The sequence below is a fragment of the Streptomyces sp. NPDC054863 genome (genome assembly GCF_053610825.1).
This window is the reverse complement of the sequence record NZ_JBSGZD010000135.1, coordinates 1-19,724: the sequence shown is the minus strand read 5'-3', so window position 1 is coordinate 19,724 and position 19,724 is coordinate 1. Positions and strand designations below refer to the sequence as shown.

5 protein-coding genes are annotated in these 19,724 nt (G+C 70.1%); all 5 read right to left on the bottom strand.

The window, feature by feature from the left end:
* Nucleotides 1-70: 70 nt before the first annotated feature.
* On the bottom strand, nt 71-1,414 hold the full coding sequence (locus ACWGIG_RS22775) for an NAD(P)/FAD-dependent oxidoreductase (RefSeq protein WP_453323479.1): 1,344 nt from the start codon (nt 1,412-1,414) through the stop codon (nt 71-73).
* Nucleotides 1,411-1,692, bottom strand: a complete 282-nt coding sequence (locus tag ACWGIG_RS22770) for an acyl carrier protein (RefSeq protein WP_453323478.1) — start codon at nt 1,690-1,692, stop codon at nt 1,411-1,413. Before ACWGIG_RS22770 ends, ACWGIG_RS22775 begins: the two co-directional genes overlap by 4 nt.
* Before the next feature lie 81 nt (nt 1,693-1,773).
* Complete coding sequence (locus ACWGIG_RS22765) at nt 1,774-6,885, bottom strand: amino acid adenylation domain-containing protein (RefSeq protein WP_453323477.1); 5,112 nt, start codon at nt 6,883-6,885, stop codon at nt 1,774-1,776.
* 175 nt (nt 6,886-7,060) lie between these two features.
* Nucleotides 7,061-8,314, bottom strand: coding sequence for an MFS transporter (locus ACWGIG_RS22760; RefSeq protein ID WP_453323476.1), 1,254 nt, complete (start codon nt 8,312-8,314; stop codon nt 7,061-7,063).
* Nucleotides 8,311-19,680, bottom strand: a complete 11,370-nt coding sequence (locus ACWGIG_RS22755; RefSeq protein WP_453323480.1) for an amino acid adenylation domain-containing protein — start codon at nt 19,678-19,680, stop codon at nt 8,311-8,313. Before ACWGIG_RS22755 ends, ACWGIG_RS22760 begins: the two co-directional genes overlap by 4 nt.
* Between the last annotated feature and the right edge of the window lie 44 nt (nt 19,681-19,724).

Sequence of the window (19,724 nt, the reverse complement as noted above, 5' to 3'; positions counted from 1 at the left end):
GCGGAGCACTGTGCCGGGCCGGTCCTGACCACAAGCCCCTGAGCAGGGACTTCCGATCAGAGGCCCGTGGTCAGAAACTCGGTGCCGAGGTAGGGGCCCGGAGCGTGCCCAGGTACGGGTGCCACAGGTGACCGGGATTGTTCTCCACCTCGGCCACCACCTCGCGCATGGCCTGGAGGGCCTTGGGTTCCTCGCCGTCGTACACATCGCCCTGAAGCATCTTCAGTACGTCGATGCGGTACCGCGGGTCCTGGACGAAGGCTGTGAACAGGACGTTCAGGCGGTAGTAGATCGAGATGAACTCGTACCAGTACTTCACCGCGCGGCGCAGCTTGCTCTCGTACGTCTCGAAGCGCTTCTTGGCGTAGTCGCCGGCCTCGTGCGCGGCGATGATGTCCTGTGCGGCGATGCGTGCGCTGTTGAGCGCGACGCTCACTCCGCTGGAGAAGATCGGGTCGACGAAGCGGGCCGCGTCGCCGATCAGTACGAACCGGTCGCCGCAGATCTGCTTCATGGCGTAGCTGTAGTCACCCTCGGACTTGAATTCCCGTACGCGCTTCGCGTTCCTCAGTGCGTCGTGCAGCTCGGGCCGGCTGGAGACGAGGTCCCAGAAGAACTCCTCCCGGTCGCCGGCCGAATCGGCGAAGCGCTTCTTCTGCGTCACCACGCCGATGCTGGTGATCTTGTCGGTGATGGGGATCTGCCACACCCAGGCGTCCTTGATGGGCAGGAAGTGCACGAAGATGTGGTCGACCTGGGCGGCGTCCTGGGCGATCTCCTCACGGTCCAGGCCCTCGAACCAGGTGTGCACGGCGTACTGGTCGAACACCGGGTCGGCGACCTTCACCTTGAGCTGCCGCCCCAGCAGGGTCTGCCGTCCGGAGGCGTCGACCACCATGCCCGCGGTGAAGTCGACTTCCTTCGACGCCAGGCGGACGGTGAGCCGCACCAGTTCGGGGTCGGAGAAGTCGGTCCCGAGGACACGGACCCCGTTGAAGACCGTGGCGCCCTGCTCGTCGGCGTGCCGCAGCAGGATCGAGTCGAACCGGGCACGGTCCACGTGAAAGGTGTAGTCGCGGTCGACGCCGATCTGGTTGCGCTCGACGAACGCGATGTCGGCCGTCCAGCCGTGGCTGAGGCCGCTGTATCCCATCTTGGGGATGTCGCGGGACTCGGCGGACGTCCACGAAGCACCGTACTTCTTGGGGAAGTCGGCTTCGTCGATCTTCTCCAGGGCCCCTATCTCGTGCAGCACCGGAGTGGTCGCCGGCACGAGCGATTCACCGACGTGCGGGCGCGGGAATGTCTCGCTCTCGAACACCGCGACGGAGAGACCGGCCCGTGCGAGGTAGGACGCCATCGTGGAGCCTGCGGGGCCGCCGCCGATGACCGCGACGTCGAAGTCCGGCTTCATGCGCTCTGCTCCTTGAGGCCGGCTTCCAGCGACAGGTCGTGGAGCATTTCCGCGATGGTGCTGACGTCCTTGAAGTGGTCGGCGTCGATTTTCGCCGGCGAGACGTAGAGCCCCATTTTGTCGCGGATGTAGCTCAGCAGGAGTGCCACCCGAAGCGAGTCCAGAATTCCCGACTCCATGAGAGGGGAAGTGTCGGTCAGTTGATCCTTTCCGTCTCCCTGGAGGAACTCGTCCCCAATGAAATCGATGAGCTTTGAGGCATACTCTTCCACTGTCATCATCATTCTCCTTCTTCGCCTTTCGGTGGTGTGCGAATCAACTTGGATTGATCTGGAATCACGGTTCGGACGAGTCCGGTGCTACTGCTCGGACGAGTACTGTTCGTCCGGGCCCAGCTCCCGCGCCTGTGCCAGCAGCTCCGATTCCGACATCCGCTCGATCTCGGCGCGTACCTCCGCCTCGACCACCGCTCCCAGTTCGGCGACGGTACTGCCTTCGAAAACGGCACGGGTCGGGAAGTCGATCTCGAATGCGGACTGAATTTCCGCGATCAGCCGGATCGCCAGGATCGAGTTTCCGCCGCTACGGAAGAAATGACTGTGAGCACCGGCTCGAATGCCGAGGAGCTCTTCGAATATCTCCGCGATCCGTTCTTCGACGACGCCGCGCGGCTCGGTCCTGCCGTCCTTCTCCACCTCCTCCTCGGCCCGCGGCAGCGCGGCCCGGTCCACCTTCCCGTTGGCGTTCAGCGGAACGGCCCCGATCGGGGTGAACGTCGAGGGGATCATGTAGTCGGGCAGCCTCTCGGCACAGTGCGCGGCCAGTGCGTCCCGTACCTCCGCGGGGTCCTGTGTGCACTGCGTGGGCACCCAATAGGCGGCCAGGCTCGCGGTGCCGTTGGTGTCCTGGACGGTGAGGACGACCGCCTCGTGCACGGCGGGGTGTTCATCCAGCACGTTCTTGATCTCGCCGGTCTCCACCCGGTAGCCGCGGATCTTGACCTGTCCGTCGCTCCTGCCGATGAAGTCGACGCTGCCGTCAGGCAGCAGCCGCACCAGGTCGCCGGTCCGGTACAGGCGTGCTCCGGCCGGGCCGTAGGGGTCCGGTACGAACCGCTCGGCGGTCAGTTCGGGGCGGGCCCCGTATCCCCGTGCCACCCCCAGGCCACCGACGTACAGCTCACCTGCCACCCCCACGGGCAGCCGACGCATCCTCTCGTCGAGGACCTGCATCGTCACTCCGGGCAACGGCCGTCCGACGGGCACCGATTCACCGTCCACCGGCGCCGTCACCGGGAAGGTCGAGGTGCCGACGGCCGCCTCGGTGGGCCCGTACTCGTTGATCAGCCGTCCGGCGCCCAGCGCCCGTGCCCACTGGTCGGCCAGGCGCACCGGCAGTGCCTCGCCCGCGACCACGACCGTCCGGGCCAGCCCTGCCATTCGTTCCGGCGCGATTTGCTGCGCCAGGATCTCCAGGTGCCCCGGGGTCAGCTTGAGGAACGAGAACGGCGCGGCCTTCGCGAGCCTCGGCCCCAGCTCGGCGAGGTCCAGGTCCTGCGGCAGCAGGCGTATCGGCTGCCCGGTGAGCAGCGGCGCCCAGACGTTCGGCACGACCAGGTCGAAGGCGACGGACGAGAAGACCGCGCCGCCGCCCGTGCCGGGCCGGGCCAGCTCTTCGACCGCCCAGCCGACGTGGTTGGCCAGCGCACGGTGGGTGATCTGCACTCCCTTGGGGCGGCCGGTGGAGCCCGAGGTGTAGATGACGTACGCCAGCAGGTCCAGGTCCCGCCCGTGCCGCGGATCCAGCTGTACGGGGTGCTCCAGGGCCGCGCCGGAGAGGGCCGTTTTCGCCGGCGCGTCGTCGTCGGTGAGGACCAGCTCTCCGGCGAAGACCGGCGCGAGCCGTTCGCGGTACGCGGACGCGGTGACGACGACGGGGGCCCGGGCGTCGTCGAGCACCCGGCCGATGCGGTCGGCGGGGAAGGACGGGTCGAGCGGGAGAAAGGCCGCGCCCGCCTTCCACACCGCGAGGAGCGCGGTCGGCAGGTCCACGGAACGTTCCAGCAGTACGCCGACCACCGTCTCCGGGCCGACTCCGGCCGAACGCAGCCTGCGGGCAAGCTTGTTGGCCCGCTCGTCGAGTTCCGCGAAGGTCGCACTCGCACCGTCGGCGATGACGGCCGTGGCGTCGGGGACCGCTGCGGCCCGTTGCGCGAAGAGCGCGGGGACGGATGCCGTCACCTCCGCCTCGGGCCCGTGGCTCCACCGCTCCAGGGTGCGCCGCTCGTCGTCCGGCAGAAGGTCCACCGCGTCGAGCCGTACGCGGGGGTCCGCGGCCACCGCTGCGAGCAAGTGCTGGAAGTGCTGCGCCAACCGTTCGACGGTGGTGTGCTCGAAGAGCGCCGTGGCGTACTCCAGGGCGCCGATCATGGTGCCGTCGGTCTGCTTGCGCATGTACAGCGTGAGGTCGGTCTTGGCGACGGACGACACGTCCACCACGGCTTCCAGGTCGGTGGCGTCGGCCGCCGAGCCGGTGAGCTCCACGTCGTGGTAGTCGAAGGCCACCTGGTAGAGCGGGGTGCGCGACAGGTCACGTTCGGGTGCCAGTTCCGCCACCAGTTCCTCGAAGGGCAGCTCCTGGTGACCGAAGGCCTCCTTGCAGACGTCCCGTACACGTTCCACGGCCTGCTCGAAGGCGAGTGATCCCTCCAACTGGCAGCGCAGTACGAGGCTGTTGAGGAAGAAGCCGACGACGCCATCGATCTCGGGGCGCTCGCGGCCCGCCACGGGAGTGCCGATCACGACGTCCCATTGGGCGGTGTACCGGGCCAGCAGTGTGGTGAACGCGGTGAGCAGGGCCGTGAACTCGGTCGCACCGCCGCGCCGCCCGAGGTCCGTGAGGGCCCGTGCGAGATCGGCGGGCACGGTGAAGGTGACGACCGCGCCGCGTGCGTCGCGCGCGGGCGGCCTGGGCCTGTCGCCGCGCAGGGCGAGCGGTTCGGCTCCCTCAAGCACCGTTTTCCAATGGGTGAGTTCGCGCGCCACCAGTTGCTCGGTGAGGCGTTCGCGCTGCCAGACCGCGTAGTCGGCGTACTGCACGGGAAGTTCGGGCAGTTCGGGGCGGCGGCCCTCGCGCAGCGCGTCGAGGCACGCGCGGAACTCGCGGCGCAGGACGGTCGCCGACCAGCCGTCGCCGACGATGTGGTGCATCAGCAGGACCAGGGTGTGCTCCCTCGGCGGCTCGTCGCCGGACCCCTTGATGAGCAACGCCCGTACGACGGGACCGTTTTCGAGGTCGAAGCCGCGCCCGGCGTCCTGCTCGACGACCGCGCCGATCCTCTCGCGCGGGGAGGTCACGGTACGCAGTTCCATGGGGCTCGGCGCGTCGATGAGCTGGACGGGCTCGCCGTCCTCGGCCACGAAGCGGGTGCGCAGCCCCTCGTGCCGGGACTTCAGCACGTCCAGTGCCTCCTGCACCAACGCCTCGCCGTCATCGGCGGGGACCCGCAGGAAGAGTCCGGTCACCCACTCGCGACTGCGTGGGTCGATGCGCTCCAGCAGCCACAGCCTCCGCTGGCCGAAAGAGAGCGGCAGCGTCCCGGTACGCGGCACCGGCCTGACGTGTCCTGTGCCCGCCCTCCGGCCGGCGCCCCCGCCCTCGTTCCCGCCCGCTTCCGGGTCCTCCGTGATCAACCGGGCCTGCGCGGCGACCGTGGTCGCCTGCAGCAGCCGGGGCAGCTCGATGTCCTGGCCCGTGGCCGTGCGCAGCCGATTGGCGAGGCGGGTGAGCTGGAGGGAGGAGCCGCCGAGCCGGAAGAAGTCGTCGTGCACACCGACGCGGTCGATCTTGAACAGTTCTCGCCACAGCCCGGCGATCAGCACCTCGGCGTCGGTCTCGGGCGAGACCTGCGGCGCGTCGGCCGAACCGGGGGCGGGCAGCGCGAGCCTGTCCAGCTTGCCGCTCGACGTCCTGGGGAAGCCGTCCAACTCGACGTACACGGAGGGGAGATGACTTTCCGGGAGGCGCTCGGAGAGGAACCGGCGCAGCTCTTCGGGGCTCGCGTGCGTCGCGGTCCCGGTGCCCCGGTGGCAGAAGTACGCGGCCAGCCGGGTGGAGCCGTCGGAGGTCGTGAAGGAGGTGACGGCTGCCTCCCGGACGCCCGGGTGGGCCGCGAGCGCGGCCTCGATCCCGGCGGGTTCCACCCGGACGCCGTTGACCTTGACCTGGTCGTCGGTGCGGCCGAGGTACTCCAGGTTGCCGTCCGCACGTCGGCGCACCAGGTCGCCGGTCCGGTACAGGCGTGCGCCCGCCGGACCGTACGGGTCGGGGACGAAGCTTTCGGCCGTCAGGCCGGCCTCTCCGAGGTAGCCCTGCGCCAGGCCGATGCCGCCGAGGTACAGCTCTCCGCTGTCGCCCGGCTGCACGGCCCGCCCGCAGGCATCGGCGACGAGGAAGCGCATGCCGTCGACCGGGGTGCCTACGGGGACCGGGCCCGAGCGCTGAATCGGGTCGAACTCGTGGCCCGCGACCTCGTTGGAGCATTCGGTGGGGCCGTAGGTGTTCCACACCTCGACCTCGTCGTCGGCGTTGTCCTCGACGCGCTTGAGGAAGCGCTGGGCGAGTTCGGCGTGCAGCTGTTCGCCTCCGGAGGAGAGGATGCGCAGCGTCGTGCAGTGGTCCCAGGCGGGCTCGTCGACGAGCATCCGCAGTACGGAGGGGACGACCTGCAGGACGGTGATGCGGTGTTCGTTGACGGTACGTACCAGCAGGGCCGGGTCGCGCTCGGCGCCGGGCGGCGCCATGACCACGGTGCCGCCGCTCACCAGCGGTGCGTAGATCTCCCATCCGGCGGCGTCGAAGGTGACCGGCGTCTTGTGCAGGATCCGGTCGGCCGCGCCCAGGGAGTGGGTGCGCACCCGCCAACGAACCTGGTTGGCGAGACCTGCGTGGGTGACGACGACGCCCTTGGGGCGGCCGGTGGAGCCGGAGGTGTGGAGCACGTAGGCAGGGTGCAGACCGGACACCCCGGCCGCGGTTGCCGGGGGGTCTTCGGGCAGGCCGTCGAGGGCGGTCAGCCCGGGGTCGATGACGAGTGCGCGCACTCCGGCCTCGTACACCGGGCCCGCCTCGGTCACCACCAGGGTGACGGCGGCGCCTGCCAGGAGGTCGGCGGTACGGGCCCGGGGCTGAGCGTGGTCGAGCGGGACGTAGGCCGCGCCCGCCTTCCACACGGCGAGCAGTGCGACGACGAGCCCCACCCCGCGGTTCAGTGCGACGCCGACCGGCGCGTCGGGGCCCGCTCCGGTACGGAGCAGGAGGTGCGCCAGCTGGTTGGCGCGACGGTCCAGCTCTCCGTACGTCAGCTGACGCTCGGCGTCCACGACGGCCACTGCGGCCGGGGTCGACGCCGCCCGGTGCGCGATGATTTCGTGGAGCTGCCCTGCGGCGGACGGATCTGACGCGCGGTTCATGAGTCTCCCAATGGGTCGGCAGTGCTCGGTTCCGGCCCCCTGCGGGCACGGTCGCGACAAATTCCCCACGGCCACGTCAAGATGCTTGCCAACCGGCCGATACTGCGGCTATATCGCGGCTGTCACGGCCGGGCGGAGGAGCGGGTCGGTACGGGGACGGGAGCTCCCGGCCCCGTCAGTTCTCCAGGCGGCGGGCCTGGCGGACGGCGGGGACCAAGGACGCCGCGACCAGCGTCGCCAGCATCACCACCCCCACCCCCAGCACCGTCGTCGTCGTACCGAACGAGCTCAGTGCGTAGCCACCCGCCAGTGCTCCCAGCGAGTTCGCACCCGAGCTCAGGAGGCCCGAAACACTGCCGACGCGGCCCTGCATCTCGTCCGGGGTGACCTGTACCTGGTAAACGCCGGCCATCACGTTGAGGATCGCTCCCGCGAAGGACGTCCCGACGAACAGGGCCGCCAGCACCCACACGCTGGAGGACAGGGTGAGCATCGGCATCAGCAGCGTCCAGATGGCGAAGATCGAGATCATCACGGTGCCGGGGTTCATGCGCCGGACGAAGTACGAGCCGGACAGGGCACCGATGATGCCGCCGGCCCCCGAGAAGAGGCCGATCAGACCGACCGACGCCGGGGAGCCGCCCCCCTCTTTGATGATCAGGACGACGGTCAGCGAGAGCGCCGTGAACAGGATGTTGGTGACCGCGACGAGCAAGATCGCAGCCCGCAGGAAACGCTGTCGCAGCAGCCAACTGAAGCCCTCCGCCATGTCCGCCCGCAGCCGCCAGGGCCGCTCGCCCCGCTCGGCCTGGAACTTCCGGCGGATGGACAGCAGGCTCAGCAGGGCGACCAGGTGTCCGAGCGCCGCGAAGACGAACGGGCTCCAGCGTGCGAGTCCGTACATGGCCGTGCCCAGCGGCTGCCCGAGCAGTCCGGCCGCCCTGGTCCTGGCCTCGTTCTGCGAGAGGGCGGAGGGCACGTGGGCGGGGTCGACCACGTTGCGTACGGCCGCCCGCTCGGAAAGCCGGTAGAAGATCGACGCCGTGCCCCCGACGAACGCCACGGCCATGATGTGAGGCATCCACAGTGCGCCGTTGAACAGCGCGACGCCGACGCTGGCCATGGCCAGCAGCCCGACCGCGTCGCAGGTGATCATCGTCTTGCGGCGGTCCAGCCGGTCCACCACGACTCCGGCCGGCAGCTGGACCAGCAGCATCGGCAACAGCCCTGCGAAGCTCACCAGGCCGGCCTGGGTGGGCGATCCGTACCAGAGCATCAGCAGCGGGTAGGAGACGGTGGCCGTCCGGTCACCGAGTACGGAGACGCCCGCACCGATCCACAGCCGCAGGAAGTCACGGTTCTTGCGCAGCGGCTCCGGGGGCCGCTGCTCCCCGGCCGTCTCGACGGCGGGTTCGCCACTGATACTCACAAGGACCGGCCCCCGGCCCGGCGCCGTGCAGCCTGGATCCGTGCAGCCTGCCCCGGCTCCAGCAGCGGAACGCAACGTCCAGCCACCTCGTCCCCCGCCTCTCCGTTGGTCAGCACCACGAACCCGGTGCCGCTCCCGATCCGGCACATGGCCAGCGCGTGATAGCCACCGCCCGCGCCGCCGTGCCCGAACTGGACGTCGTCGCCGAGGTCGTCGACCACCGCCCCGAGCCCGTACGCGCTGTGCGGATGCTGCGGGGTCAGCAGCTGCCGTGCGCTCTCGGGCCGCAGCAGCGCCAGCGGCCTCTCCAGGTAGGAACGGCGGATCTCCAGCAGCGCCTTGGCCGCATCGCTCGCCGTCGTCCACAGCCCGCCTCCTGCGGCGTCCGGCCGTAGCCGCCAGCCGCCTTCCAGCGGCTGCCCGGCCTCGTCGTGCCCCACCGCAACCGGGTGGCCCGAGGTCATGGGCCAGGACTGGTCGAAGCTGCTGGCGTCCATGCCCAACGGCGCGAACACCAGATGTCGCAGGACCTGGTCGAACGTCTCGCCGGTGGCGTCCGTCACCACCTGCTGGGCCACCGAAAAGTGGACATTGGCCTTGCGGAACACCCGGCCGGGTTCCAGCTCGGTGCGGATCGGCGGACCGAGCAGCGGATGCCTTCCGTGCAACAGGTCCGGCAGCGCGACGAGTTCCTCACCGCGCGCCTGGCCCACGGCCGGGGTCGGCACGAGACCGGACATGTGGCCGAGCAGTTGGCGCAGGGTGATGCGCGCGCCGTCGGGTACGTGCCACTGGACGAGGTAGGTGTTGACGTCCTCGTCGAGGTCCACGATCCCCTGCTCCGCCAGCCGCAGGACCCCCAGTGCGGTGATCAGCTTGCTGAGCGAGCCCACTTGGAACAGCGTGTCCGGGGTGACCTGTTCGGCTCCGGACGCGTCCCGTACACCCTGGGTTTCCACGGCCACCAGCTCGCCGTCCGCGATCACTGCGACGCTCGTGCCGGGAACGTGCCGGGCGGCCAGGTCCAAGGGGCCGGGGGCCGATGGGTCGGGGGCCGATGGGTCGGGGGCCGAGGAGCCGACGGTCGCGCGGTGGGGGTCGGCGGCCGTCTCCGCGGACCGTACGGGCTGCGCGGCGAGCGCCTCGTCGACGGCCGCTGCCACCGCCGCGACGCTGTCGTCCCGGTAGATCATCAGCAGCGAGAGCGGCAGCCCGGCCCGGCGGGCCGCACCGATGACCTGGAAGACCAGGATCGAGTGGCCGCCCAGCGCGAAGAAGCGGTCCTCGCGGCCGACGCGTTCGGTACCCAGCACCTCGGACCAGACCTCGGCGAGCCACTTCTCGGTTGCCGTACGAGGAGCCTCGTACGTGTGCCGGGCGAAAGCGTCGCCGTCCGGGGAAGGCAGCCGGGCGTGGTCCAGCTTGCCGTTGGCGTTGAGCGGGAGGGCGTCCAGCGTCACGAAGGCTGCCGGAATCATGTAGTCCGGCAGGTTCCGGCCCAGTGCGGAGCGCAGCTCGGCAGGGGTCGGCATCCCCTCGCCGACGTCGCCGTTGCCGTTGTCGGCCTTGGTATCAGGCTCGGCACCGGGCCGGACGAGATAGGCGACGAGCCGTGCTTCGTCCGTGTCCTGTCCGTGCAGCGCCACCCGGGCGTCCGCGATCCGCGGGTGCCCGGCCAACTCGGCCTCGATCTCCCCGGGTTCGATCCGATAGCCACGGAGCTTGACCTGCCCGTCGCTGCGACCCAGGAAGTCGACGTCGCCGTCGGGCAGTACGCGCGCCAGGTCACCGGTCCGGTACAGCCGCTCACCCGGTGCGCCGTACGGATCGGGCACGAACTTCTCGGCACTGAGGGCGGGCCGGTCCAGATAGCCGCGGGCCACCCCCGTCCCGCCGACGTACAGCTCACCGACCACTCCGCGCGGCACCGGCTGGAGCCACTCGTCCAGGACCCGGGTGGTGAGGTTCGCCAGCGGGCGTCCGATCGGCACGGACGGGGCGGTGTGCGGTTCGACGACCAGGAACTCACTGCTGGTGACGGTGATTTCCGTGGGCCCGTACGAGTTGTACACCCGTCCGTCGCCCACCAGTTGCCGCGCCTGGGCGACGCTCCGGTCGGTCATCTTCTCGCCGCCGACCACCATCACCCGGGCCAGGGCGGGCAACCGCTCCCCCTGCAACTGGCCGGATATCAGGTCGAGATGGCCGGGAGTGAGATGTACGAAGTCGAACGGGCCGGTATCGGCCAGCCAGGCGCCGAGTTCGCTCAACGCCCGTCCCTGCGGGAAGACGTGCACCGGCAGGCTTCCCATCAGGGGCGTCAGCATGGTGGAGACCACCATGTCGAAGGCGACGGACGAAAGCAGCGGAGCGCCGTGCCGGCCGTCCTCCAGATAGCGGTCCAGGCCGTGGCCGAGGAAGTTCGCCAGCCCGCGGTGGGTGACCTGAACGCCCTTGGGCCGGCCGGTGGAGCCGGAGGTGTAGATCACATAGGCGATGCCGTCCGGGTCGGTGGCGCGCTCGGGCGCTGTGTCCGGACGGGCGGAGATCGCCGCCCGGTCCCGGTCCAGCAGGATGAACTCGCCGCCGAATGCCCAGCCGCCGCCGGCGTACGCCGTGGTCGTGACCACGGCCGACGCACCCGTATCGGCAAGCAGCCAACTCAGCCGCTCCGCCGGGAAGTCCGGGTCCAGCGGTACGTACGCGGCACCCGCCTTCCAGACGGCCAGAACGGACGCCAGCATCCCGGCACTGCGGCCGAGCAGCAGGCCCACCGTCGCCCCGGCACCGACTCCGGCAGCGCGCAGGTGGTGCGCGATCCGGTTCGCCTCGGCGTCCAGCTCCGCGTACGACACCGGGGCACCGTCCGTGATCACCGCGGGCGCGTCGGGCGTCCGGGCCGCACACTGCTCGAACCGCTGCGGTGGGCACCAGTCCAGCGGGCTCGCGGGGCCGGTGGCCCACTCGGACCCGAGCTCCCACTCGCCCTCGGGCAGTACCGCCGCCCGTGCTTCGCCCTGTGCGCCGGCCGTCATTTCCTTCAGTACCGCCAGGTACATGGAGGCGAGGCGCTCCAGGTTGGCGCGGCTCAGCACACGGCTGTCGGCGTTCAGGGTCAAGCCCGAGCCGTGGGCGGTGACGCCCAGCGGGAACTCGTTGTGGCTGAAGCCCATCGGCTGCCCGTCAGCGGTCCCGCCGGCCGGGGCCTGATCCGTGCCGCGCGTCCCGAAGTCGTCGCGTGTCCCGAAGTCCTCGTAACTGAAATAGACGTCGATCATCCGCTCGCCGCCGGTGAGTTCGTGCTGGATGGCGGGCATCGGGAAGTACCGGTGCTGCCACAGCTTCAGCTCGTGGGCGAAGACCTGGCGCACCAGCTCTCCCCAGGTGGGGGCCGCCAACTCGGCAGGGAAGGGAAGGGTGTTCAGGTGCGTGCCGTAGACCCGCTCGGCGCCCGGGGCCTCCGGTCGGCAGTGGGTGACCAGTCCGGAGTGGAACCGGTGCTCGGGAGTGAGTCTGCTCAGCACCTTGAGGTGGGCCGCGAGCAGGACGCTCTTGACAGGCACCCCCGCCTCCGAGGCCAACATCCGCAACTGCTCGGCGAGTTCATCGAACCGGATGCCGATTCGATGGCTTCCCTGCGGCGCTCCGGGCTTCTCGCCCCAGCCTTCCGGCAGGGTGAACCTGGCATTGCCCTCGACGACCGAACGCCAGTGGGCGCGGTCCTCCGCGGCATCCAGCGCAAGAAGTTCTCCGGCGATGGTGTCGGCGAACCTGACCGACGGCGGTTCGTACGCCGTGATCTCCGCGCCGTCGCGGAACGCCCGGTAGGTGTCCAGGAGTTCACCGCGCAGCAGGTGGAAGGTCCAGCCGTCCACGATCAGGTGCGACTGGGTGAGGGTCAGCTGCCAGCTGCCGTCTCCGAAGCGCTGCACCACCAGCCGCAGCAGCGGAGCGGTGTCGTGCGGGAGCGGGGTGCGGGCCTCCTCCGCCAACAGCTCCACCGTGGCCCGGTGCTGCTCCTCCTCGCTCGCCCCGGTCAGGTCGACCACTCTCAGCGGGACCTCGGCAGTGGCGTGAACCAGTTGGACCGGTACGGAGCAGGACTCGGTGTCGACGGTGGTGCGCAGTGCCTCGTGCCGGGAGATGAGCTCCTGGAGGGTGCGCTGGAGGGGCTCGCGGGAGAACGGTTCGTCCGCGCCGACGCGTACCGACACCACGCGGTGGTAGCTGCGCGGCCCTTCGGCACCGGAGAGCATCTCCGCAAGCATGCCGGTCTGCGTCTGCGACAGCGGGTAGGCGTCGACGATGCCCGCAGGAAGCCTGCCCCGGTCGGACTCGCTCAGAAGTGTGAACGGCTTCACTGCGACGGCCTGTTGGGAAAGCCCCGACCGGTCGGCCAGCTTGGCGCACAGGGCGCCGATGGTCTGGTGTTCCAGCACCTCGCGTGCGGTGACGTCGAGCCCCGCCCGGCGCATCTCCCCCACCGTCATGACGACCTTGATGGAGTCGCCGCCCAGGTCGAAGAAGCCGTCGTGGACTCCGACGCGTTCCACCCCGAGCGCAGCGCGCCAGATGCACGCGATCTGCTCCTCCACCGGGTTGCGCGGCGGCGCGTAGGCGGCCCCGGCGAAGGCGCTGCGGTCCGGTGCGGGCAGGGCTCGTTTGTCGAGCTTGCCGTTGGCGGTCAGCGGGATCCTCTCCAGCGTCCGGTACGCGGCCGGAACCATGTAGTCGGGCAGGGTCCGCCCGAGCCATGCGCGCAGTTCACCGGGGTCCGGTGCGGTTGCGTCCGGATCCGCCGGTACGAGGTAGGCGACGATCCGCTTGTCGCCGGGGCTGTCCTCGCGTGTGACGACGACGGCGTTGCGGACCTGTGGGTGGGCGGTGAGTGCCGCTTCGATCTCGCCGAGTTCGATGCGGTAGCCACGGATCTTGACCTGGTCGTCGATGCGCCCCAGGAAGTCCAGACTCCCGTCGGGCCGCCGGCGGGCAAGGTCCCCCGAACGGTACAGACGGGCACCGGGCGGACCGAACGGGTCGGGCACGAACCGCTCCGCGGTCAGCCCGGGACGATTCAGATAACCGCGGGCCACACCCGGACCACCGACATGAATCTCGCCGCGGGTCCCGACCGGTACCAGATTGCCGTACGGGTCCAGAAGATGGACCGTGAGGTCGGACAGGGGCCGCCCGATCGGGTTGCCCGCGCCCGGCTCCAGGTCGCGCTTGGTGATCCGGTGGTAAGTGGTGTGCACGGTGGTCTCGGTGATCCCGTACATGTTGACGAGTGCCACCCGTCCCAGCCCCAACTCCTGCGTCCAGGGCAGCAGTTCGCCGATCTCCAGCTTCTCCCCCGCGAACACCACGGCGCGCAGGGACAGCTGCTTGACGCGCCGATCTCCGTCGGCGACCGCGGCCACCAGCGAGCGGAACGCGGAGGGGGTCTGGCTCAGCACCGTCACCTCGTGCTCGACCAGCAGATCGAGGAACTCCTCGGGCGAACCGGTCACGTCGCGCGGTACGACGACGAGGGTGCCGCCGTGCAGCAGCGCTCCCCACATCTCGAAGACCGAGACGTCGAAGGCGTACGAGTGGGCCATCGACCAGACGTCGACCTCGTCGAACGCGTAGTGCTCCTGAGCGGTGGCCAGAAGCCGTACGACATTGGCATGGGTGAGTGTGACGCCCTTGGGCTTTCCGGTGGAGCCCGAGGTGTAGATGACGTAGACCGAGTTGTCCGGTCCGGTGAGGTGGGCGGGCGCGGTCGCCGGGGCGGCGGCCAGTGCCTCCCGGTCACGGTCCAGGACGACGAATCCGCCGTCGTGGGCCGACTCGATCAGCGGCAGCGAACCCGAGTCGGTGACCACCACGGCCGCACCCGCGTCGCCCAGCACATAGGCCAGCCGGTCGGCCGGATTGGCCGGGTCGAGCGGCAGATAGGCAGCGCCCGACTTCAGTACGCCCAGCAGCGTGGGAACCAGATCCGCGCCGCGCGGCAGGCAGACACCCACGAGCTTCTCCGGTCCCGCGCCCAACGTGCGCAGATGGTGCGCGAGCCGATTGGCCCGTTCCTCGACCTCCGCGTAGGAGAGCGAGGTTCCCGCGGCGATCACCGCGACCGCGTCCGGCGTGCGGGCCGCCTGCTTCTCGAACAGCTCGTGGACACAGTCCTGCACTGCTTCGCTCTGTGCGCCGCCACCCCGGGTGGCCGCTTCCAGGAGCTGTTCGCGCTCGCCTGCGGGGAGGTACACGGCGCGGGCGTCACCGTCGGCGTCGGCTGCCATTGCTTCCAGCACTGCGCGGTACATGCCGGCCAGCCGGTCGGTGTGGGCCCGGGTCATGACGTTGGCGCTGGTGTTGACGTAGAGGCGGTTGCCCCGGTTGAAGACGGTCAGGTCGAACTCGTTGGTCGCACTGGTCATGCGTGTCTCGTTGGCGACCGCGCCGGTGTCGACCTGGTGGAAGTCGATGTAGTTGAAGTAGACGTTGACCAGTCGGCCGCCGCCCCACTCGTGCTGTACGACGGGCATCGGATAGCGGCGGTGCGTCCACAGTTCGACTTCGCGGGAGAATATCTGGGCGACCAGCTCGCGCCAGGTGCGCGCCGAGCGGTCGACGGCCAGCGGCAGCGTGTTGAGGTACATGCCCAGTACCCGGTCGGCGCCCAGCGCCTCGGGGCGGGTGTCGACGACGAGGCCCGAATGGAAGGCGGGTTCGTCGGTGATCTGGCCCATTACCTTCATGTGGGCGGCGAGCAGGACGCTCTTCATCGACACGTGTGCCGAGCCGGCCAGCGCGCGCAGCTTGTCGGCGAGGTCGTCGAAGGGAACCTCGCAGTAGAGGAGTTCGTCGCCCTCCCCCGCCCACTCGGCCGGCAGCGTCACCGGCACGTGCTCGCTGGCGATGCCGCGCCAGTACGCCTGGTCCTCGACGGACGCGAGGGACTCCAGCTCGGCGGCGACCGAGTCGGCGAAGCGGACCTGCGGAATCTCGTACGGCTCCGGTTCCCGGCCGTCGCGGATCGCCCGGTAGCAGTCGAGGAGTTCGACCAGCAGCTGGTGGTAGCTCCAGCCCTCGGTGATCGCATGGGACTGGGTGAAGGTCACCCACCACGCCTCGTCGCTCTCGTCGTGGGCAAGTATCCGAAAGAGCGGCGCCCGGTCGACGTCGAAGGTCGCGGCCCGCTGCTGCCTCATCAACTCAAAGCGTGCTGCCGTGAGTTCGTCCTCGTCCAAACCGCGCACCTCGTGCACCTGGACCGGAATCTCGACGGTTTCGTGTACCAGCTGCATGGGGGCGGAGAAGCCGGTGAGCCGGAAGGAGGTACGCAGCACCTCGTGACGGGCGGCCAGGACCGAGGCCGCTCGCCGCAGTGCGTCCGGGGCCAGTGGCTTGTCGTCGACGACCCGGAAGGTGTTGATGATGTGGTAGGGATTCCGGTCGCTGTCGATCATCTCGATGAGCATTCCGAGCTGGGTGCGGCCCATCGGGTAGGCGTCCACCACGCCCGCCGGGATCTTCGCCCGGTCCCCGTCCGAAATCAGCGAGAAGGGTTCCACGAAGGCCTGGTCGGCCGCAGTCAGTCGGCCACGGTCAGCGATCAGCTCGACCAGCCGCTCGACCGTACGGGCCTCGAAGACGTCCCGTACGGCGATGTCCACGCCTTCCGCACGCAGTGCGCCGACCAGCGCCACGGCCCTGATGGAATCGCCGCCCAGGTCGAAGAAGCCGTCCCGGACCCCGACCTGTTCCAGTCCGAGCGCCTGCCGCCAGACCTCGGCGACCTTCCGTTCGACCTCGGTGCGCGGGGCCAGGTACTCGCCGCGGGCGAAGGAGTCGTCGCCGGGTGCGGGCAGCGCACGCTTGTCGACCTTGCCGTTGGGGGTCAGCGGGATCGCGTCGAGCCGGACGAACGCCGAGGGCACCATGTACTCCGGCAGGGTCCGGGCGAGCCAGTCGCGCAGCTCCTCCGGGGTGGCGGACTGCTCGCTGGGCGCACCTTGAGCGTCCGGCGCGGTGACGTCCTGCCCGTTGAGGTCCTGCGCGGTGACGTCCTGCGCAGTGCCGTCGTGCGCGGTGAAGTAGCCCACCAAACGCTCCTCGCGGACGACCACGACGGCCTGGCGCACCTGTGGGTGTGCGCCCAACGCCGTCTCGATCTCGCCGAGTTCGATGCGGTGGCCGCGCACCTTCACCTGGTCGTCGATGCGGCCGAGGAAGTCGAGGCTGTGGTCGGGACGCCAGGTGACGAGGTCGCCGGTGCGGTAGAGCCGGGTGCCCGCCGGTCCGTACGGGTCGGGGACGAAGCGTTCTGCGGTGAGGGCACTCCGGCCCCGATAGCCGCGGCCGACCCCGGCGCCGCCGACGTACAGCTCACCGGCCACCCCGACGGGCACCGGCTGGAGCCGTTCGTCGAGGACGTACAGCCTGGTGTTCCTGATCGGCTCGCCGATCGGCACCCGGCCGCGCGGGACTTCACCGGACAGAACGGCGTGCGTGACGTCGTCCGAGCACTCGGTGGGCCCGTAGGCGTTGACGAGGGGAATGCCGGGGAAGCGGGCCAGCCAGCGGGTGCACAGCTCGGCGGGGAGCACCTCGCCGGTGACCACGAGACGGCGCAGGTGGGGCAGCGCGGGTGCGCCGGCTCCGGCGTCCCAGAAGTCCAGGCCGGTACGGAGCAGCGACGGTACGACCTCCAGCAGGGACAACTCCTCGCCGGCGACCCTGTCGAACAGCGCCCCGGGGTCGAGCGCGGTGTTCGTGTCGACGACCCGAACACGGCCGCCGACGACCAGCGGCGAGAGCATCTGCCACACCGAGATGTCGAACGCCGGGGGCGCGTTGAAGACGAGGCTGTCGCCGGCCTTCATGCCGAGGTCCTCGATCTTGGCCAGGAGGTGGTTGCCCATGCCGTCGCGGCGGACCATCGCGCCCTTGGGCCTGCCGGTCGAACCGGAGGTGTAGATGACATAGGCGAGGTTGTCCCGGGCGTGGAGCGGCTCGGGATTGGCCGACGACCGCTCGCCGAAGGACTCCGGCTCGTCCAGCAGGACGGTGGTGACCCGGTCCGTCCGCCGCACCGCGTCGAGCAGGCCGCGGCGGGTGAGCAGGAAGCCCGATCCGGCGTCCTCGACCATGAAGCCGAGGCGCTCTGCGGGCGCTTCCGGGTCGAGGGGCAGATAGGCTCCGCCCGCCTTGAGGACGGCCAGTACGGCCAGTATCAGCTCGGGTGAGCGCTCCAGGCAGATGCCGACCAGGACCTCGGGGCCGACGCCGAGTTCGCGCAGATGGTGTGCGAGCCGGTTGGCCCGGTCGTTGAGCTCCTCGTAACTGGTCACCGAGCCGTCCGTGACGATCGCAACGGCCTGCGGGGTGGCGGCGGCCCGGCTCTCGAACTCCTGCGGTACGCAGAGGTCGACGGGGTCCAGGCCGGTGGCGGTGAACGTCTCCAGCAGCAACTGGCGCTCACCCGCGGGCAGACGGGTGGCACGGGCGTCCCCGTCGGCGTTGGCCGCCATGGCCTCCAGGACTGCGCGGTACATGCCCCGCAGCCGCTCGCCGTCGGCGCGGCCGAGGACCGCGGTACTGGTCGTCAGGTTCATCCGGTTGCCGCGGCAGTGCAGGGTGATGTCGAACTCGGTCTGGGAGATGCCGAACCGGGCATCGGCCCGGATGTCGTCCGCGCTGCCCGCCGCTGCCGGCTGCGGCAGGTCGACGTAGTTGAAGGCGACCGTGACCAGTCGGCCGCCGCGCCACTCGCGCTGCATGGCGGGGAAGGGGTAGCGGCGGTGCGGCCACAGGTCGACCTCGCGGTCGAAGACCTGGAGCACCAGCTCGCGCCAGGTGGCGGCGGAGCGGTCGAAGGCGAAGGGCACGGTGTTGAGGTGCATGCCGTAGACGCGGTCCGCGCCGAGCATTTCGGGGCGGGCGTCACAGACCAGACCCACTTGGAAGGCCGGGGCCTCGGTGAGCTGGCTCATCACCTTGAGGTGCGCGGCGAGCAGGACGCTCTTGACGGAGACCCGCAGCCGGGTGGCCAGGGCCCGCAGGGAGTCCTCGATGTCGTCCAGTGGTATGTGCAGGTCGTAGCTCTCGCCCTCGGCCTCGTCGCTGGTCCAGCCGTCGGGGAGCGTGAACGGCGGGTGGGTGTCGACCACTTCACGCCAGTAGTCAGCGTCCTCCTGCGATGCCAGGGAGGCCAGTTCGGCGGCGATGTAGTCGGCGTAGCGGACTGCGGGAGCCTCGTGGGCCTCGGGCTCCTGGCCGTCACGCAGCCTGCGGTAGCTGTCCATGAGCTCGGCCAGCAGCCAGTTGTGGCTCCAGCCCTCGGTGATGGCGTGCGGTCGGGCTATCGACAGCCACCAGCCGTCGCCGCCCCCCTCGACGTAGGCGGTGATGCGCAGCAACGGAGCGCTGTTCAGGTCTATTTCGGCATTGCGTTCGGCCATCAGAAGGCCCATCAGCGCTTCGCCGGGGGCACCGGCGGCCCGCGCGTCGGAGTCGCCCGCGGGCACCTGGTGGACGGCGAGGGGCACCTCGACCTCGGTGTGCACCAGCTGCATCGGGGCCGAGTAGGTGTGCAGGTCGAACGATGTGCGCAGCATTTCGTGCCGGTCGACGACCGTACGGGCCGCTCTGCGCAGGGCGTCCTCGTCGAAGACGTGACGGTCGGAGATCCGGTAGGAGATGAAGCTGCGGTAGGCGTCGCCGCCGCCCAGCATCTCCACCACCATCCCGGTCTGCACCTGCGACATCGGGTAGGCGTCGACGAGGCCTGCCGGGAGCTTGGCCAGGTCGTCGGCGGAGATCAGGGCGAAGGGGGCGACGAGGGCGTCGCGCTCAGCCAAGTCACCGCGCCCGCCGAGGAGTTCACCCAGGGAGGCGACCGTACGGTGCTTGAAGACGTCGCCGACCGTGACGTCCAGGCTCTCGGCGCGCAGCGACCCGACGAGTGCGACGGCGCGGATGGAGTCGCCGCCCAGGTCGAAGAAGCTGTCGTGGATTCCGATGCGTTCCACGCCCAGCACTTCTCGCCACACGGCTGCTATGCGCTCCTCGGCCGGGGTACGTGGGGCCGTGTACGCGGATCGTGCGAAGGCGTCCTGGTCGGGCGCGGGCAGGGTCCGGACGTCGAGTTTGCCGTTGGCGGTCAGCGGGACGGCGTCCAGGGCGACGAAGGCCGAAGGCACCATGTAGGAGGGCAGCGATTCACCGCAGTGGGCGGCCAGTTCGGCGCCCGGGGGCAGAGCGGTGTCCGGATCCGCCGGTACGAGGTAGCCGACGATCCGCTTGTCGCCGGGGCTGTCCTCGCGTGTGACGACGACGGCGTTGCGGACCTGTGGGTGGGCGGTGAGTGCCGCTTCGATCTCGCCGAGTTCGATGCGGTAGCCACGGATCTTGACCTGGTCGT

Excerpts from the sequence above, each read along its gene's own strand:
- ACWGIG_RS22775 (WP_453323479.1), bottom strand. The coding sequence starts at position 1,414 with ATGAAGCCGGACTTCGACGTCGCGGTCATCGGCGGCGGCCCCGCAGGC.
- ACWGIG_RS22770 (WP_453323478.1), bottom strand. The coding sequence starts at position 1,692 with ATGACAGTGGAAGAGTATGCCTCAAAGCTCATCGATTTCATTGGGGAC.
- ACWGIG_RS22765 (WP_453323477.1), bottom strand. The coding sequence starts at position 6,885 with ATGAACCGCGCGTCAGATCCGTCCGCCGCAGGGCAGCTCCACGAAATC.